Source organism: Sulfurospirillum sp. HTRB-L1, assembly GCF_059415125.1.
Genome location: NZ_JCAHZR010000001.1, coordinates 514,421 through 532,401 on the forward strand (window position 1 = coordinate 514,421; position 17,981 = coordinate 532,401).

15 protein-coding genes are annotated in these 17,981 nt (G+C 47.5%); 1 reads left to right on the plus strand and 14 read right to left on the minus strand.

The features are described 5' to 3' along the window. Positions 1 to 48 precede the first annotated feature (48 nt). The 12 genes from AC5SLM_RS02470 to AC5SLM_RS02525 all read right to left on the minus strand — a co-directional run bounded on the left by AC5SLM_RS02470 (position 49) and on the right by AC5SLM_RS02525 (position 15,066). Positions 49 to 1,032 carry a FecR family protein gene (locus tag AC5SLM_RS02470; protein ID WP_495249340.1) on the minus strand — a complete coding sequence of 328 codons (984 nt, stop codon included), beginning with the start codon at positions 1,030 to 1,032 and terminating at the stop codon, positions 49 to 51. Beyond that, on the minus strand, positions 1,033 to 1,506 hold the full coding sequence (locus AC5SLM_RS02475; RefSeq protein ID WP_495249341.1) for an RNA polymerase sigma factor: 474 nt from the start codon (positions 1,504 to 1,506) through the stop codon (positions 1,033 to 1,035). Between the two features lie 127 nt (positions 1,507 to 1,633). Then, a complete protein-coding gene (fhuE, locus tag AC5SLM_RS02480; RefSeq protein WP_495249342.1) occupies positions 1,634 to 3,997 on the minus strand; it encodes a ferric-rhodotorulic acid/ferric-coprogen receptor FhuE in 2,364 nt (787 codons plus the stop codon). Between the two features lie 98 nt (positions 3,998 to 4,095). Continuing rightward, the gene (locus AC5SLM_RS02485) at positions 4,096 to 5,061 is read right to left on the minus strand and encodes a FecR family protein (protein ID WP_495249343.1); all 966 of its coding nucleotides are present in this window, start codon (positions 5,059 to 5,061) and stop codon (positions 4,096 to 4,098) included. Beyond that, entirely contained in the window at positions 5,058 to 5,534 is a 477-nt protein-coding gene (locus tag AC5SLM_RS02490) for an RNA polymerase sigma factor (RefSeq protein ID WP_495249344.1), read from the minus strand. The genes AC5SLM_RS02485 and AC5SLM_RS02490 overlap by 4 nt, the downstream gene beginning before the upstream one ends. A gap of 130 nt (positions 5,535 to 5,664) precedes the next feature. Further along, positions 5,665 to 7,038 carry an efflux transporter outer membrane subunit gene (locus AC5SLM_RS02495; RefSeq protein WP_495249345.1) on the minus strand — a complete coding sequence of 458 codons (1,374 nt, stop codon included), beginning with the start codon at positions 7,036 to 7,038 and terminating at the stop codon, positions 5,665 to 5,667. A 9-nt stretch (positions 7,039 to 7,047) separates the two neighbouring features. After that, positions 7,048 to 8,985, minus strand: coding sequence for a MacB family efflux pump subunit (locus AC5SLM_RS02500; RefSeq protein WP_495249346.1), 1,938 nt, complete (start codon positions 8,983 to 8,985; stop codon positions 7,048 to 7,050). Further along, a complete protein-coding gene (locus AC5SLM_RS02505; protein ID WP_495249347.1) occupies positions 8,985 to 10,277 on the minus strand; it encodes an efflux RND transporter periplasmic adaptor subunit in 1,293 nt (430 codons plus the stop codon). Before AC5SLM_RS02505 ends, AC5SLM_RS02500 begins: the two co-directional genes overlap by 1 nt. 124 nt (positions 10,278 to 10,401) lie before the next feature. After that, complete coding sequence (locus AC5SLM_RS02510) at positions 10,402 to 11,706, minus strand: PepSY-associated TM helix domain-containing protein (RefSeq protein ID WP_495249348.1); 1,305 nt, start codon at positions 11,704 to 11,706, stop codon at positions 10,402 to 10,404. A gap of 14 nt (positions 11,707 to 11,720) precedes the next feature. Next, on the minus strand, positions 11,721 to 12,401 hold the full coding sequence (locus AC5SLM_RS02515; RefSeq protein ID WP_495249349.1) for a DUF4198 domain-containing protein: 681 nt from the start codon (positions 12,399 to 12,401) through the stop codon (positions 11,721 to 11,723). A 130-nt stretch (positions 12,402 to 12,531) separates the two neighbouring features. Continuing rightward, positions 12,532 to 14,682 carry a TonB-dependent receptor domain-containing protein gene (locus AC5SLM_RS02520; RefSeq protein ID WP_495249350.1) on the minus strand — a complete coding sequence of 717 codons (2,151 nt, stop codon included), beginning with the start codon at positions 14,680 to 14,682 and terminating at the stop codon, positions 12,532 to 12,534. A 117-nt stretch (positions 14,683 to 14,799) separates the two neighbouring features. Then, positions 14,800 to 15,066: a hypothetical protein gene (locus tag AC5SLM_RS02525; RefSeq protein WP_495249351.1), complete on the minus strand. Its 267-nt coding sequence runs from the start codon at positions 15,064 to 15,066 to the stop codon at positions 14,800 to 14,802. A 181-nt stretch (positions 15,067 to 15,247) separates the two neighbouring features. Here AC5SLM_RS02525 and AC5SLM_RS02530 point away from each other — a divergent pair, with 181 nt between their 5' ends. After that, positions 15,248 to 15,961, plus strand: coding sequence for a C40 family peptidase (locus tag AC5SLM_RS02530; protein WP_495249352.1), 714 nt, complete (start codon positions 15,248 to 15,250; stop codon positions 15,959 to 15,961). Here the strand turns inward: AC5SLM_RS02530 and AC5SLM_RS02535 are convergent. Together AC5SLM_RS02535 and AC5SLM_RS02540 are read right to left on the minus strand one after the other, a co-directional pair. Next, a complete protein-coding gene (locus AC5SLM_RS02535) occupies positions 15,958 to 17,151 on the minus strand; it encodes a PepSY-associated TM helix domain-containing protein (protein ID WP_495249353.1) in 1,194 nt (397 codons plus the stop codon). The two genes, AC5SLM_RS02530 and AC5SLM_RS02535, sit on opposite strands and share 4 nt — an antisense overlap. A 155-nt stretch (positions 17,152 to 17,306) precedes the next feature. After that, complete coding sequence (locus tag AC5SLM_RS02540) at positions 17,307 to 17,972, minus strand: DUF4198 domain-containing protein (protein ID WP_495249354.1); 666 nt, start codon at positions 17,970 to 17,972, stop codon at positions 17,307 to 17,309. Positions 17,973 to 17,981 lie beyond the last annotated feature (9 nt).

Here is a 17,981-nt window from a genome sequence, read left to right on the forward strand (position 1 = left end):
TTATTCTTAACACTATAAGAGAGCAAAACACCAAAAAAGCGGACATCGCTAGCGACTTTTTTTAGAGATTTCTACATGTAAGCCATTTTTTGTCACCTTTACGGGGTAAATTTTCGTCAAGGTGTTTAAAAAAATGTCCAATTGATGAGAGAAAAACACGCCTGTTACCCTGTAAGTTTCAACTTCTGGCGACGTAAAAGAAAAGGTGGCATTGGTGTATTTGGAAAATTCCTCCGTGGCGTTTTTTAGATTTGTTTGGTCAAAACTGATGCGGTTTTCTCGCCAAATGGCGATGGTGTTTGGGTTGATTGTTGTGTGGTGAACCGCCGCCCCTTCGTGGGCATACGTAATGGAATCTGCACTGGTCAAAAGAGCCGCATCTTGCTTTTGAAACCACGCGTCCTTATAGTACGTTCGCACAACCCCCTCTTCTACATTTACCGTTGTGCTTTCTGGGGTGCGAATCACCTCAAACCTCGTGCCAACAACCTCCACATTTACCTTGTCGCTTTGCACCACAAAGACTTTTTTTTCGTCCTTGGCTACATCAAACATTGCCGCCCCGTGCAACAAGGAAACGACCCGCTTGTTTTTATAAAATGCAACGCTCATCTGGGTTTTAGCATCATAAGAAACCACCGAGCCATCGGGCAAGACCTGCTTAGTCACAGGCTGGGTGTCAGCAACATACGTTTGCGTAAAGGTGGGCACATAAAAGGTGTCATGCGCAACAAAAGCACCTGTAAAAATCACCACGACAAGGGCCGCAATACGGGCGAACTGTTTTGTCTGCTCAACACGTTTTGTTTTTTTAGCTCCCTTGTGGGCAGCAGCACTGAGGTGTTGGGCTTGTGTTTTAGAAAGGGAAGAAGAGAGAGTGTGAATGTGTTTGATACGCCCGTACGCTTTTACATGTAAAGGATTTTTAGCAAGCCATTGTTGCAATGCCCTTGCCTCTAAAGGGCTCAGACCCTCCTTCTCACAGGTCACCCAGTAAGCCGCTTCTTCGTTAATCGTTACTGCGTCGTTCACTTAAAATCCCTTCTTGGCAAGTTCTTCTTCGATGGCAACCGTGGCCCGCTTGATGAGCTTTTCAACGGCATTGGGGGTGACGCCCATGAGCGTGGCAATCTCCCTTCGGCTGTACCCATCCACCGTGTGCAACACAAAGGCTTCTTTCGCGCGCGGAGGCAAGGCGTTGACCGCTTGCACGAACGCGGCTTCTTGCTCTTCTTTGACCAGCATCTCTTCGGGGTGTTGCGCGCGAGTGTCAACGTGAATCTGCTCTTCAAAAACGATAGTCTCCATCTTGCCCTTGTCGATGGACTCTTTAGTGGCTATATTTTTAGCAACTTTGTACAAATAGGCACGCTCGTTGATGATGTCGCTTTTGCCTTTCATGGCAATGGCCCTGCTGTACGCCTCTTGAATCAAATCTCTCGCTTCGTCTTGATTTCCAATGAGCTTTTGAGCAAAACATAAAAGTTCATTATAATACTTGAGCATTCGCCCGCCTGTTTATTTTTGATACAGATTATCATGATAATACTTAAAAAGTGTAAAAATTTGACCTTTAAAAACGCCCACTCTCTTACATGTAAAGAGACCCAAAAAGGGCCTCTTTATCATTGGGTTAGAAGGTGTATTTAACCGAAGCCATCACATTAAGTGGCTCGCCATAGGAGACTTGACTGTAGAATCCTACATTGCTGTAATATTTTTCGTCAAAGAGGTTATTAACGTTTACTTGAAAGGAAAGGTCTTTAGACGCTTGGTAACGCCCCATGAGATTCACAAGTGCGTATGCACTTTGAGAGATTTTCTCAGGAGTGCCCGTTATGGGATTGGTTGCATCGGCATAGGTCGTGCTCTCCCAGTTTACGCCGCCACCTAAGGTAAATTTGCCAAACGTGTACGTTGAGTAGATTTTGGCAATTTTTCGCGGATGGCTCGTATTAACTTTGGCATCATCTGCATCTTTAGCTTCAAACTGTGACCATCCAAGGCTCACTCTCCACCCTTCAGTAATTTCTCCATTGATGTCGATTTCATACCCTTTACTCACCGTACCAGAAGCGCCATAATAGGCTTGGTCAGGTGTTCCTGGAACAACATTTAGTCCATCAGGTTGCGCGACGTTGTCTTGTTCTATACGAAATACCGACAAAGTGGCATTAAGCTTGCCATCAAAATACTCCCCTTTGACACCTGTTTCATAGTTTTTCCCCTCGATAGGATCAAGGTAACCTCCTGATTTGTTGCGATAGTTTTGGGGTTGAAAAATCTCCGTATAGCTTGCATACACCGCATGGTTCGCATCCACATCGTACACAACTCCCGCATAAGGCGTAATAACGTTGGAGTGGTCATAAGAGTACGTACTGCCGTACGAATAAACATTTGTTTTCCAATTACTTACGCGCGTTCCTGCTATCAATTTCAAGCGCTCTGTGAGTGAAAACTTACCCGCCGCATAGCCACCAAGTTGTTTTGTTTTTCCCTTGGTTGAAAGGCTACTGTCTCCCCATGTGGGTTCTGCATAGGAACCGTCCCACGCGTAAAAATTACCAACAGGATCCATAGCGCTCGTCGCAAAGCGTGAATAGGCCTTAAGGGTTTGTTCGTTATACATCATACCTGCGACAAGTTCGTGCTCTCTGCCTCCGAATTCAAAGGGGATGGAAGTGTAAATATCCACGTTGTCTTGCTCTCTGGTTACATCATACCACCCCGCATACCCGCTCAATCCCAAACCTGTGCTTTTATCTAACTCTCCAAACATGTAAAACAATTTTGCATCCACAGTATTTTTACTGTGGGAGTAGGCACTATACACCTTGATATTGTTTGCAAAATAGTGCTCTAGTGATGAAAAATAGGTCTGCACTTCGCTACCCCATGCACTCCACTTGGGTGCTGTGGTAGAAGAACGGCTCAGATTGGTTTTCGAGCCATCGCTATGCCATGAAGGCAATCCGCCCCACATGCTTGAAGTTGGGTCATTTTCTTGGTAACTAAATCCCGCGGAAAACAGGGTATCATCCGTTACATCCACGTCCACAACCCCATAAAATAAGGTGCGTTTGTTTTCGTAAAAATCAATATAAGAATCACGCTCTTGGTATTTTCCCACCACGCGCGCACGGATGGTTTTGTCTTCATTTACAGGAGACTGGATATCAACTGTCGCGCCATATTTATCCCAACGCCCCACTTCTCCTTCGATACTCCCTTTAAACTCACGGCTTGTAGCATGTTTACGCACCATATTAATCGCCGCCGAAGGATTTCCCGCGCCACTAATGAGACCATTGGATCCGCGAATGACTTCTACGCGGTCATACATAGCCAAATCTTGGCTCGTCTCTCCCCCACTCCAGCCTGCTTCCCACGTGGTGGAGACGCCATCAATCTGGTAATTATCGATATCAAACCCACGCGCAGAATATCCTTGACGTTCGCTGTCAAAAGTCTTTGTACTCACTCCTGTGATGCTCTTAATGGCATCGGTAATGGTTTCTAGCTTTTGGTCTTCGATTTGCTGCTGGGTAACCACCACTACCGATTGAGGGGTTTCCTTGATGGATAAATCCAATCGCGTCGCTGTATTGGTGTTTTTAGCCGTGTAGGATTGAGTCGTTTCTGTCGGAACACTCACTACTCTTCCGGAGATGGAAATTCCTTCAAGGGTAGAGACTTGCGCAGGGTCACGACGGATGACGATGGTGTCGTTTTGGATGATGGCCTCTAGCCCTGTGCCCTCAAGCAAACGTTTAAAGGCTTCTTCGAGGGTTTCTACCTCGTTAATAGGGTTGGCTTGTTTTCCTTGTAAAATCGTGCCATCCACAATGTAGGGCATCTTGGAGGCTTCCGAGAGCTGTTTGATGGCTTCGCCCAGTGAGGTTGTGGTGATGGTGTAGGCTTCCCCTGCGTACACATTTCCTGCAAGCAGCACTGCCACGCTTGCACTCATGAGTGACTTTTTTAACAAACCCATGTTTTGTCCTTTTCTGTAGTGTAATGATTTTGAGAATGAATCTCTTTAGAAGAAGACGAAAAAAAAGCAGATTCCTGACAGGGAAAATGCTTTTTTGGTTATTTTTTTAAAGAAGCTTGTTTGATGTGTACCGTTTGGGCATTTCTTTCAACCCTAACGGGGTGAATCAGTGGCAATACATGTAAAAAATCTTCAAAGCGCGCCACGTCAAAGTTGCCGCTAATGGGCAAAGAAGCGGCAGTGGGTTTTTCAAATACAACCTCTATGTCCAAGTGTTTTGAAAATTCGCCAAAGACCTCTCCTAGGCTCGCTTGGGTAAAGGTGTATTTCCCTTTATCCCATCGTGCCACATGGCCCACGTCAATGGTTTGCAACCGTGTCTGTTGCGCATGGTGGTCAAGGCAAAGGCTTTGGCCTTGCTCCACAACGGCGAGTGCTTTTGTTTTTCCAAGCACCTCCACCCTGCCCTCCAACACACTCACCAGAAGAAAATCATCCTGATTCACCAGTTCAAATTTTGTCCCAAGCACCCGCACTTGCGCCCCTTGCATGATGATGACAAAGGGTTTTTCAGAGGAAGAAGTCACGTCAAAAATGGCCTTTCCGCGCGAAAGCCGCACCGTGCGCTTGGTCTCATAATACGCCACTTCCATCTGCGTCCCCGCGTCCAAAGCCACCGTGGTACTATCAGGCAAAACAATGGCAGGAGCCACTTTCCCTCCTGCTAAATACGTGTGTGAAAAGGTGGCAATGTCGACAAAAAAAGCCACACTCGCCACCAAAACCAAACAGGCCGCCACAAGAGGAGCGACCAAGCGACGTGCTAAAGGTTTATTCGCCGGCCTTGGGGCTCTGCTTTGGCGCACTTCGTGTTTAAGCTCTTCCAAAAACGCTTCAGGAAGCCCTCGCACCGCGTCAACTAACGCTTTCTCCGCCTCAAAAGCCTTTTTGTGGCGCACGTCCGCTTCTATCCATATCTTAAAGGCGGCCTCATTTTCTAACACATGTCCTTCGCGCTCCATTGCCGCAAAACGGCTCGCCTGCTGTTGAATCTCTTGTGTCATAACGTACCGTCTTCTTGTTGAATTTTATCCCGAAGGTCACTGCTTGCGCGAGAGAGATGCTTTTCTACCGCGTTGAGTGAAATACCCATCATGTTTGCCACTTCTTCTCTTTTGTACCCTTCTAAAACATGCAACACAAAGACTTCTTTGCGCATCTTTGGCAGGGTTCTTAGGGCTTGCATTAGCACCATTTGGCGGTCTTGCGCAAGAAGAAGCGTTTCAGGTTCGTGGGCAATGGAAACATGCGCATCCTCTTCATAGGGCACCTCTTGAACGCCAGCATGCTTTCGCACCCTGTCGATGATGATATTTTTTGCAATACGGTATAAAAGCGCCCTTGGATTGTCGATGCGCTCGTGATGCCCCACCGAAATAGCCCGTGCATAAGACTCTTGCACAATCTCTTGGGCATTGTCTTTGTTGGGGATTTTGTGTTTAATGTAGCAAAACAACTCTTGGTAGTATTGTGTCATGGATGCGGCATTCTTTGTGTCATTTTAAGGGAAAATTTATAAGGTTTTGATAATCAGTATCGTATATAAACTTGCCTTTAATGCAGGTTAAATTCGTCAGTTGGCTTGCCTAGCAACCCAAACGGATGGGCTATTGTGCCCATCCACCTCCTAAGACTTTGTGCAGTGTCACGGTCGCATTAAGCAAAGAAAGCAACTGGGTTGCCCGCTGGTCTTGGGCTTGGTAAAAAGAGCGCTGGGCGTCTAAAAGGGTAGCATAATCGCTCACTCCTTCTTGATAACGCAGCGTAGATTGGGCCAAGGTTACTTTTTCAAGGCTCAAAATCTCTTCTTGTAAACTCAACTGTTTGGCACTTAAAGCACGCTCTAGCAACGCATCCTCCACCTCTTTTAGCGCGGTTAAGATGGTTTTTTCCACATCAAGTGCTGTCTCGTCCCCTTTGGAGCGGGCCGCCTCAAGGGCTTCTTCTAATTTTCCGCCATCAAAAAGGGTGTAACTTAGCCCTAAGGCACCTGAGAGTGTGGTGGTAAGGGGATTAGAAAGAGAGAGCAGTGCCCCAGAAGCAAGCCCCGCACTTCCCGTGAGGCTAAAGCTTGGAAAACGCGCCGCGTGCGCCACATGGATGGCATCTTGTGCATTTTGGAGCCGCATCATCGCCGCGGCGATATCTGGCCGTCTCGTGAGTAGGGTTGAGGGAAGCCCTGCACCCACTTCTAGCGGTGCAATGGCATCAAAAGAGACCACAGACACCGCCAATTCTTGTACTGGCTTACCCAAAATCAACGCCAAGGCATTGGCCGTTTGTTCGGCTTGGTTTTGCAAAGACAAAAGGCTCGATTGGTTTTGCAAAAGGGTGGATTTTTGGCGGTTAACGTCCATAAGTGTTGCCAACCCCTCAAGCTCTTTGTGTTGCACGATTTCTAAAAGCTTTTTGGCTACGCTAAGGTTCTCTTCCGCCAATGCGATGCGTCGCTCTAGGGCACAAAGCTGAAGGTAATAACTCACCACGCTAGCACTCAGCGAAAGCCTAGAAGCTTCAAGGTCATACACACTTGCCGCGTACGAACTCTTCGCCATGCGCGTTTGCGCCGCAATCTTTCCCCACAAGTCAAGTTCATAATTCACCCCCAAAGAGAGGCGTGAAGACTCACTGTTAGACCACGATTCTCCCGTGCGTCTTGACTCCGAAGAAGAGGTATTGGCTGAAAAACTTGCACTTGGAAGGGCATTTGCTTCGGCAATGCGTATCTGGGTGCGGGCTTGGCGCAACCGCTCTTGGGCTATCAAAATGTCGCGGTTATTGGCCAGTGCCTCTTCCACCAATGCATCCAAGGCTTCAATGTTAAAGGTTTTCCACCACTGGGGATTGACTTGGGCATGTGCTTGTTCTACTTGCGCCTTATAAGCCTCAGGCAACACCTCTCTTGGCTGTAAGGATTGCTCGCTTATGCTACACCCTCCAAGGACTATTCCTACTCCTATTGCTAATCCAACGTATTTCATCTGTTTCCTCTATTCTGACGCCAAGGCAACCACAGGGTCAAGCTTGGCTGCTTTTTTGGCGGGCAAATACCCAAACACAAGACCCGTTAAAAACGAACACCCAAAGGCTAAAGCCACCGGCCACACCGAATACACTACCGCCACGCCAAAGTGGTTCATGGCCCCCGTTATCACTAGACCAAAAAAGACCCCGATAAACCCTCCAAGGGCCGAAACCACGATGGCTTCGATGAGAAACTGTTGCATGATGTTGCGCATCCTTGCGCCATTGGCCATGCGGATGCCTATCTCTTTGGTACGCTCCGTGACACTCACCAACATGATGTTCATGACCCCAATGCCGCCCACGAGCAAGGAAATCCCCGCGATAGACCCCAGTAAAATCGTTAAAGTATTTTGGGTTTGGCTCACATCTTCGATGAGCGAAGCCATGTTACGGATGCGAAAATCTTCCACCCCGTGACGGGTAATGAGCAGGGTCTCAATCTCTTTTTGGGTTTCATCGATGCGTTTTACATCCTCCACTGCTACGGTGATGTTGCGCAAGTAGCGGTATCCTAAAATATGTAAACTTGCCGTAGTGTAAGGCATAAACACCACATCATCCTCATCCTCGCCCATGGCTGAAGCACCCCGTTCAGACATAACATCAATGACTTGAAACAAGATATTTCCCACCAGTACAAACTCTCCCAAAGGGTCGTTTTGCCCAAAAAGGGAAGAGGCTACTGTTTGACCAAGAATGACCACCTTGGCAAGGTTTTCTTCATCTTCTTCGCTAAAGAATGTCCCATGTGCCACTGGCCAATTGCGAATGAGTGGCATTGCATAAGAGGTGCCATTAATGGGAGTCTGAGCATCATTGCTACCGTATCGCACTGTTGTGTTGCGTCTGGATTCAGGCATTGTGCCTAAAATATTTTCCATGTCATTGATGGCTTTCATGTCTTCAGGTACGAGTGTGGCAATGTTGGCAAACCCCCTTGTGTTTGGCCCACCTGGGCGAATCACCAACAAGTTGGTTCCCATGGAACTGATGCGGTCCACCACCTCTTTTTTTGCCCCATCACCAATAGCTAGCATCACGATGACCGACGCCACCCCAATGACGATGCCAAGCAGGGTCAAGATGGTGCGAAAAATGTTCATCCTTAAAGCACGCAACGAGGATTTCATCGCCTCAGCCAACTCAAAAAAAAGGGTGCTTTTAGAAGGGGTCGGGGTTTTAAAGGTGCTCTCTTTGCGCGTTTGGTCGCGGGTAGTATCTGCGATAATCTCCCCATCTTTAATCTCTATCACACGGTTTGCGTGGCTTGCTACTTCTTTGGAGTGGGTAATGAGAATGAGCGTATGCCCCGCTTGCCACAGCTCAATGAGCAGCTTCATGACGTCTTCACCGCTTTTACTATCTAGCGCACCCGTGGGTTCATCGGCTAAAATAATCTGCCCGCCGTTCATAAGCGCTCTGGCAATAGAAACGCGCTGTTGTTGGCCGCCTGAGAGCTGGTTGGGGTGGTAAGAAAGACGCTCCTCAAGCCCCAAATAACGCAACAATTCTCCAGCGCGTTCTTGGCGTGCCTCAAGACTAGCCCCTGCGTACACGGCAGGCATTTCGACGTTTTGACTGGCATTAAGCGAATGGATAAGGTTGTAGCTTTGAAAGACAAACCCAAAAGACTCACGGCGCAAACGGGCAAGCCCATCGGCATCTAGCCTTGAAACATCGGTGCCTTTAAAAACGTATTTTCCCGAAGTGGGTCTATCTAAACAACCCAAAATATTCATCAGGGTAGATTTACCCGAACCCGATGCTCCCACGATAGCCACAAACTCACCTGAATAGATAGTGAGATTAAGCCCTTTTAGCACTTGCACCGCAGCTTCTTTTTCCCCATAAGAGCGCGTGATATCAACCAATGCAATAAGTGGCGTTGCGCGTTCTTGCATTAAGGCATCCTTTGAGGGGCAGGTTGGTTCATTCCTCCAGGGCCTGCATTGTTTGTGCGGTTAGTGCTTGTCGTTCTAGCAACATTGGATGTTACTAGGGTTTCTCCCTCTTTGACACCGGAGAGGATTTGTGCATAGATGCGGTTTGTCACACCCACGTGCACCACACGCTCTTCGATGGCTCCTTTTTCTAAAACAACTTTTACCAAGGCTTCTTTAGGAACACTTTGGGTTTGATTTTCTCGCGAAGGACGTCGTCTTTCTTGCCCTTCTCCACGAGGTTGGCGTGCGCCCTCCTCTCTTGTGCTAGGAGCTTGGGGAGGTTGAACGCCTTGGGCATTGGCAGGGAGTGTATGCAAGGCTGAAAGAGGCACCAACACCCCATTGCGCGCCCGCGCTTTGATGAAAAACACTTGCACCGTCATGGAGGTCATGAGTTCCCCTGCGCTGTTGTCCACGTTAAACAAGGCGTTGTAAAGAACCACATTATTGGTGATGGTGGGTGTGGGTTCAACCATTTCCAGTGTGCCATTCCAGCGTTTTTGACTGCCTAAGGTTTTAAAATAGACTCCCATCCCTTTTTTAAGATGCATCACATCCGCTTCAGATACTTCCGCGCGCACCGTCATCGTGGCCAAATCGGCGATGGTTAGGATGGTTGGCGTTGACTGGTTGGCGTTGAGGGTTTGGCCTTTTTTCGCACTCACAGAAACCACTGTTCCACTAACAGGTGCGTAAATGCGCGTGTATTGGAGGTTGGCCTCTTCAGCACGCAAGGTGGACTCGTTTTGCTCTATCTGCGCTTCAAGCATCTTCACTTGCGCCCTAGCCGAAGTGTAGCTAAGCTCCGCATTTTGCAAACTTTCCAAGGTGGCGACGTTTTGCGCGTATAAACGCTGTTGGCGTTCATAAACAATCTTAGCAAGGGCTGCTTGGGCTATTTTGTCTTCCATTTGAGCTTTTTGGTATCTTAATTGGGCGCGGGTGCCATCTACTTTGGCTTCGTACACGGTCGCATCGATGGTCGCCAAAAGCTGCCCCTCTTCTACCTTACTCCCCACTTCCACTAAGATTTCCATCACCTGTCCCGAAACCTGCGCGCCCACGTCAACCGTTTCATGGGGCTCAACAGCACCTGTGGCTGTCACCACATCTTCGATATCATCCACGAAGGCTTTTACATGTACTTGCACGGGTGCAGGATTTTGACCTTTTTGGTACTGTAGGTATCCCACATACCCCCCTCCTCCTAAAACACCCAATACGACAACCGTTACAAACAACCGTTTCATCTTTTTTCATCACCTTTACATGTAAAGTCTTTAAATGCATTAACCCAATGCCCTCATTTTGCGTGCAACATTATGAGGACACTGGGTTAATGGTTTTTTAACAACCTAGAGAAGAGACCCTTCTCTAGGCGTTTTGTCTGCGTTTCTTTTTTCCTTCACGTTTGAAGCGTTCGATGTAGAGCATCACCCCTGTTACAAAGAACAATAACATGAGCAAACATGCCACAAACATCAGTGCTCGCCCAATCTCTCCAAAATACTCCCCACTGTGCAGGGGTAGCATGCTGCGCATGAGGCGCACGTTTAGCGGCCTGTCTTCGTAGCGATCATGGGAGAGCAGTTGCCACGTGTTTAAGTCCAATTCCAACTGACTTCTCGCCCTTGAATGGGCAGGATTGGCCTCAAGGTAATTAAAACTGTATGTGCTCCCTGAAGTAGGGATACGCAGTGAAGCACTCTCATAACACTGCCCCAAAAACGCTTCAAAAAGCGTCCAAGCCTGAGCCACAGACCCGTACGAAACCTCCTGTGCTTGTGGCGCGTTTGCACCACGTCCTCCCCCTTGCCCGCGCGCTTGAGTACGCTGAGGCATTTGCTCTTGCCCTAAGGCACGTTGAGCACCACGTTCTTGGTCTCGCGGCGCCTGAGCTTCACGCTCAGGACGTGCTTGCTCAAGACGCACTTGTCCCCCATTTTCTTGGCTTTGAGAGGCTTGTTGTGTCTCTCGTGGTGGACCTTGACGCACCGGCAAAGGAACCCCACTTAGAGTATGAAGACCCGCACGGTACCAATCGTACGACCAATACAATCCCGTCAAGACAGCCAACACATACAAAAGCGTGACCCACATGCCAACAGCCGAGTGCATACTGTAGAGCAAATAACGCCCTTTGCTTTTGAGGCTAAAGGTGAGCGATTTTCCAAAGCTTCGCCTAATGCGCGGCCAGTAAAGGTAAATGCCTGAGAAGACAAGCACAAGCAGGATGAGAGAAGACGCTCCCACAATCTGCTTGCCTACATTTCCATAAGTGAGCCGACGGTGCAAGTCTTGCATAAAAACAAAAAAGGCACGGCCTTGAATCTGCGGCAATATTTCCCCCGTATAGGGGTTGATGTAATGGGTCACTCCGCGCCTGGCATTGGCACCCTCTCCTGGCACTGTGACACTCATAGAAGCCCTTGGGTCACTAGAAAGCGCCACTGCACTGATGGGCTTTTTAAGCTCCTCTTGCACTTGCGCCAAAAGGCGGTCGAGGGGAAGTTTTTTTGCCTGCTGGGAAACGTCGACGGTATAGGTGTTCTTATTTATTGCGTGCAAAATCTCTTTCTCGTAAGTCAGTGCCGCGCCACTTAGCGCCACAATCACAAGCACCAACCCTGCCCCAAGACCAAGAATCCAATGAACTTTAAACCACAACCTACTAAACATGGCCGCTCCCAATGCTACTGTTTTGCGCAATCATCACTGGTATTTCCCCAGCCGATACCCTTATCCACTGAAAAATTTAAGCTCATGGCGTAAGTTGTTTGGTCGTACGCCACACCATCAACCTCGCCCTTGGTTTCATCCACATGGCGCACTTGGGCCAAGTAGTCGCCTCTCCACGGGGTTTTAAAGGTCACTTTGCCTGCATCATCACTGCGCAAGGCAATGCTCCATTTTGGTGGGCCCCACAAGGTCACAGAGGCTCTTGGAAGCGGCTCTCCTTCTAACATAACAGTAAATTCATTGCTATGTGGCGCTACTGGTACAAGGTCTAAAGGCAGAAGCACTTTACTCTCACTGCGCCCTGCTCTTCCCATGTAAAGGGTTCGGCCAACAGTATCAACAAGGCGGCTTTTACGTGGAGCGATAGGTTCAACCACGGCGACATCTCCCGCGTGCTTGGTTTGGATAAAAATATGGTCGTATTCCCGTGAAGCTTCCGTCCCAACACCTTGGGGCAATACGGTTTCTGCTTTGATGTTGTCCAGACGCTTGCCTGTTAACTCTTTGGAGTCTTTGTCCCAGTCTCCAAAAAATACCTTAGTAGCATCGCCCTCTTTTTCTACCCAAAGGGCATGAGCCATCAACGAACTCAACCCCAACGATGCGGCACAGACCGCGCTTAATAGTTTTTTCATTTTTTGCCTTTTTATGATTTTTCTTGCGGGGATTGTAAAACACCCACCTTAACAATCTGATAATGATAAGTGTAATCTTTAGTTGAATGCTTTACATGTAAGGAAAAATCCTTACATGTAAAGCGGTAGTTTAGAAGGTAGCGTTCACACTAAGCCAAAATCTTCGAGGCTCTTCGAAAATATTGTGCTTTTGGGCATAGGCAGTATCTCCGTTGGCGTTTGTGTATTTCTCATACTTGAGAAAATCTTCGTCAAAAAGATTGTAAATCGTGGCATTAAGTGTTACATTGCTAGCGATTTTATAAGAAGCACCAAGGTGGAAAAGCATGTACTGGGCGTAGTTTTTCCCCACTTGGTCGTAAATGAGCTTATTAGCAGCGCTTAAGCTGTCGTAGTTACCCGTAAACCTTGCTCGCTTCCCGCGATATTCACTTTTAAGCCAAAATTTCAAAGCATTTGAGTGGGTGTAGGAGAGGTTTGCGTTTGCCATGTGTTCTGGCACAGCGTTGAGTTTTCCTGTCTTTTTGCCATCACTATCGTACGCCTTGCTGTCGGTATAGGTGTAGTTTACCCTTAAGTTAAAGTTGTACGGCAAGTCAAATCCAGCCCCAGCTTCCACGCCATAGGTTTCTGCTTTGTCCACGTTGGTACTTTGGCGAAAGCTTTCGATGTTGGTAAAAGAACCGCTTCCTAGACTGTAGCACGGTCCTGAAGTGTAGCCCGTATATTCGCAGTTTGCGATGGGGTCTCCGGTGGTAATCTTGTCTTCAAAATCATTTTGAAACAACGTAATGTTGAAGTTTGCGCCCCTGTGCGTATCATAATAGGCCGCAATTTCTTTAGAAATACTCTTTTCAGGCTTTAACGAAGGGGTACCGATTGTCGGGTTTGTTCCTTGTCCGGTTAAGCCCGTGAGACCATCATGCAACTCATCAAGCCCAGGCGTTTTATAGCCCGTGGCAACGCCACCTTTAAAGGTTAAGTTTTCCGTCGCCGTCCACACCAAATACGCCCTTGGGCTCGTATTCCCACCAAAGGCACTGTGGTCATCGTAGCGCGCGCCCACGGTTAAGGCAAGATTATCTAAAATCATCCATTCGTTTTCAGCAAAAATTGACTGGGTGTCTTGCTTGAACTTTTCTGACGCAATCCCGTCTTCCATTTTTGCATCAATATACTGCCCACCCACGGACAGCATGTGCGATCCAAGAGGCATAACCACCTTTGAATCTATCACCAGGTTCGTATTTTCTATGGTGCGTGGGGTGCCATCTTTGCTTGTGCCTGTGGCGACTATGAGTCGTCCAACTTTTTCAGTTTTTGTATTTGTAACACTTGTTTCCCATTTTCCAAAATCATACCTACCCTCATGGGAAAGTGAGAGTTGTTCTTTGTTAAATTGGAGTTCTTTTTCGTACCCTCCCGTTGCGCCCAGCGTCCCTATTTGCCCGTCTTTGTTGTCGTATTTTTGCTTTGTTACATCAACATCAAGGGAAATATCATGAGCTTCATGGGGGGTTAATGTGAGTTTTGCACCCACGTTAGAAACTTCGGATTTTACTGGACTCGGGCCACGCTTACTGATGGTTACAGCGTTTGAAGCATCTCCGCTTGCTTCGAGGTCAGAAGCCTCTCGACGCAACAAACTTCCGCGAAGTTGCACACCCAATAAGTCTTTAATAACTGGTCCGCTTAAGTAGATACTCCCATTTTGCGTTCCGCCAAAATCCCTGTCAGACTGAATCGTCTGGTCAAGCGTAACAGAGCCTGTCCATTCGTTGGAGACTTTTTTGGTGATGATGTTAATCACCCCGCCCATCGCGTCACTGCCATAAAGCGTACTCATAGGACCCTTAATGACCTCTATGCGCTCAATCGCAGAAAGGGGAGGCATGAAACTTGTGGATGTTTCACCAAAACCATTTGGCGTGGTACTGCTTGTCGTGTTTTGTCTTTTTCCGTCGATGAGAATCAACGTATAACTGCTGTCCATCCCCCGAATCCGAATGTCCCTTCCGCCTGTTTTGCCTACTGTTGAACCAACATCCACCCCTTCGACGTCTTCAAGGGCTTGGGCAAGGTTGGAATAGCGTTTTTCCTCAAGTTCTTGCGCGGTGATAACCGTAATGCTCGCGGGTGCATCGGTGATTTTTTGCTCAAATCCTGCCGCACTCGTTACTGTCACTTCTGACAACTTTACCGTTGATTCGCTTGCTAAAAGGGGATTCCCTAAAATAGCAACGGCTGCCGCTACTGCAATGGCATGCTTTTTTTGAACCATGGCCTAACTCCTTAAAATAGTAAGATTTTTTGGCTGGCTACTGGCGAAAAAAAGCGCTGGCTGGCTAAGAGGTAATTGATAAAGAATCTCGAATAGTAGTTAATGTTTACTTAACATTTAATTATATTGAGTACAATTATCAACTTTTTCTAGAAAAAGAGCTAGTTTTGGGATATTAAGAGGATTTACTTGCGACCGTTCTTCTAAAATTGCCGCTGTAGTGCTATTGTGCAAAAATCTATCTGCTTCCACTCTTTGATGAAAAAATCCTCCCTCATGATGCAGTAAATCTACCCCAAGGGCATCCTTAATCCCTTCTTTGGCTTTGCCTTCATAACACACTTTTGCTACCACCCTTCTTTGCGGTTTCACGGTTTTAATCACAGCAATGTCACCAGCTTTGCTTACATGTAAGCCATTGTGCTCAAACGGGCATTTTTGTCCTTGAGATTTAAGGAAAAGTGACTAAAATCATACAGTTTTTTTAGGGGACAAAATGAAAGTGAAACCTTGTTTTCAGCCGGCCTTTAGTGGCTACTTATTTTAGTACTTAGGGAAGTAACAGATGAAGTACCTTGCGCTAGGTTTGGCGATATTATTGCTCTGTGGATGCGCCATCAACCAAGGGGAAGCCGCTCTTGTTGCGGTCGAAGAGGCACGGCTTGAGCCTAAAATTTACACGAGCGAGAGTCCAGTCCAAGAGCTCTTGCCCAAGCAAGATAAAGAGGACTTAGTTTTGCCTCCTACTCCTGAACGCTCCATACGTGAAACCATTGTTGAAAATGCGATGATGTATCTAGGAAAGCGCGATGGCCGTGATTGCTCAGGTTTTGTCAATCTTATCAACATCCGCTCAGGTCGTCCTTTTTACAATGACAAGGAACTCAGTGAGAGTTTCGATAATGGCCGAAAATCACGTGCGATGTACAATCTGATGCAGAAAAAAGGCGTTGCGTATAACGATAGATTGCCCCATGTTGGAGATTTGGTCTTTTTTGAAAACACCGAACAGCATCAGGCAAAAAGCAAGGTCGCTGGCGTAAAAAACATCACGCACGTTGGTATCGTAACGCGCGTCGATGGAGATGAGACGGTGGAGTTCATACACCACTCCAACGGGAAAAATATCTTGGGTTATATGAATTTCAACTTTCCAAAACAAACCCACAAAAATGGCAAAAAAATCAACACCTACATCAAACGCTGTCCTTCGCAAAACGGCGCTATCCAAACGGCGTGTCTTAATATTGCTTTTTTTGTGGGATATGGAACCTTTTAGGCGTTTTGCCTGCGTTTCTTTTTTCCTTCACGTTTGAAGCGTTCGATGTAGAGCATCACCCCTGTTACAAAGAACAATAGCATGAGCAAACACGCCACAAACATCAGTGCTCGCCCAATCTCTCCAAAGTACTCCCCGCTGTGCAAAGGAAGCATGCTATTCATCAGTCGCTCATTTAACGCTTTGTCTTCGTAGCGCTCATGGGAGAGGAGCTGTTGGGTGCTAAGGTTTAGGCTTAGTTGATTTCTAGCACGCGGGTGGGCAGGATTAGCGTCAAGGTAATTAAAACTGTACGTGCTCCCTGAAGTAGGGATGCGCAGTGAAGCACTCTCATAAGGGCGCTCCACAAAGGTATCAAAAAGTGTCCAAGCTTGCGCCACAGGCCCATAGGAGATTTCTACTGGCGCTTTGGCGCTTTGACCACCGCCTTGACCCCGTCTTGTGGCTTCTTGGCTTTCTCCGGTTTTAGCGCCTTGACCCATCCCTTTATTGTGTCCGTGGCCCATTTGCATCGGTGTGTTGGTCATGGTGTGTAGCGCCCCACGGTACCAATCGTACGACCAATACAACCCCGTCAAGACTGCAAGCACATACAAAAGCGTGACCCACATGCCTAGGGCTGAATGCATACTGTAAAGAAAATACCGTCCTTTGCTTTTAAAATTAAACGTGAGTGATTTTCCAAAACTTCGGCGAATGCGCGGCCAGTAGAGGTAAATGCCTGAAAAAACAAGCACAAGCAACATGAGTGACGAAGCTCCCACAATCTGTTTGCCCACGCTCCCATAAGTCAGCCGACGGTGCAAATCATGCATAAACATAAAAAAGTCCCCACCTTGAATCTGCGGCAAGATTTCTCCGGTGTAAGGGTTAATGTAGTGCGTTACCCCACGCCTAGCATTGGCCCCCTCTCCTGGTACTGTGACACTCAAAGAAGCGTTGGCATTGCTAGAGAGCGTAACCGCGGTAATGGTTGTTTTTAGCTCTTTTTGCACCTGTGCCAAAAGGTGGTCTAGGGGGAGTTTTTTTGCCTCCTGAGGAACCTCAACCGTATAAGTGCTTTTGTTCATAGCGTACAAAATCTCTTTTTCATAGCTTAGTACCGCGCCACTCAAGCTCACAATTACAAGCACAAAGCCCACAACAAGACCCAATAACCAATGTATCTGAAACCAAAATCGATGTAGCATTTTAACTCTTTTTGTAGATTTTATTGTATGGATTATAATACGCGTATCTTAATCATCTGATAACAAATTTTTATTGACACACTCAAAGTGCAGGGGCTTTACATGTAAGGAAATTCCTTACATGTAAAGCGATATTTAGAAGGGAAGAAACGCCATTATTGTGAAACATCAGGCAATGGGGCGCCTTCTTTGACATTAAAAAATAGCGTCATGATGTAGTTAGTGTGCTCATAAGGCTTTCCCTCAACCTCGCCTTTGGTTTTGTCGGTGTAGTTAACTTCTGCCACATAATCACCCTTCCACGGGCTCTCGATGGTCACTTTTCCTTCCAAATCACTGCGGAAGGTTTTGCTCCACGAAGTGGGTGAAGTGACTTTTATGGGCGTTGCGGGCAAGGGTTCGCCCTCTAGCATCAGGATAAACGTGTTGGCGTTAGGCGCTGTTGGTACAAGGTCAAGGGCGAGTAAATTAACACTCTCACTACGCCCGTGGCGCGCCAAGAAGATGGTGCGCACGATAAACTCCACCAATTTTCCTTTGCGCGGTTCCATGGCTTCCACCACACCAATATCGCCCGCTTTGCTTACATGTAAGACATTGTGGTCAAACTGACGCTCGGTCTTGCTGTGCACTCCCTTTGGCACCACCACGGTGCCTTTGATGGCTTCTAGGCGCTTGCCATCGCTGTTTTCCTTAAAGTTTGGCCAATGCCCAAAGTACTCCTTCACCACATCCCCATCACGCTCCAACCACAACTGGTGTGCCAATGCTGGCAACGCCACCCCTACACAAACCGCCAACGCGATAATAACTTTTTTCATCTTTTTCCT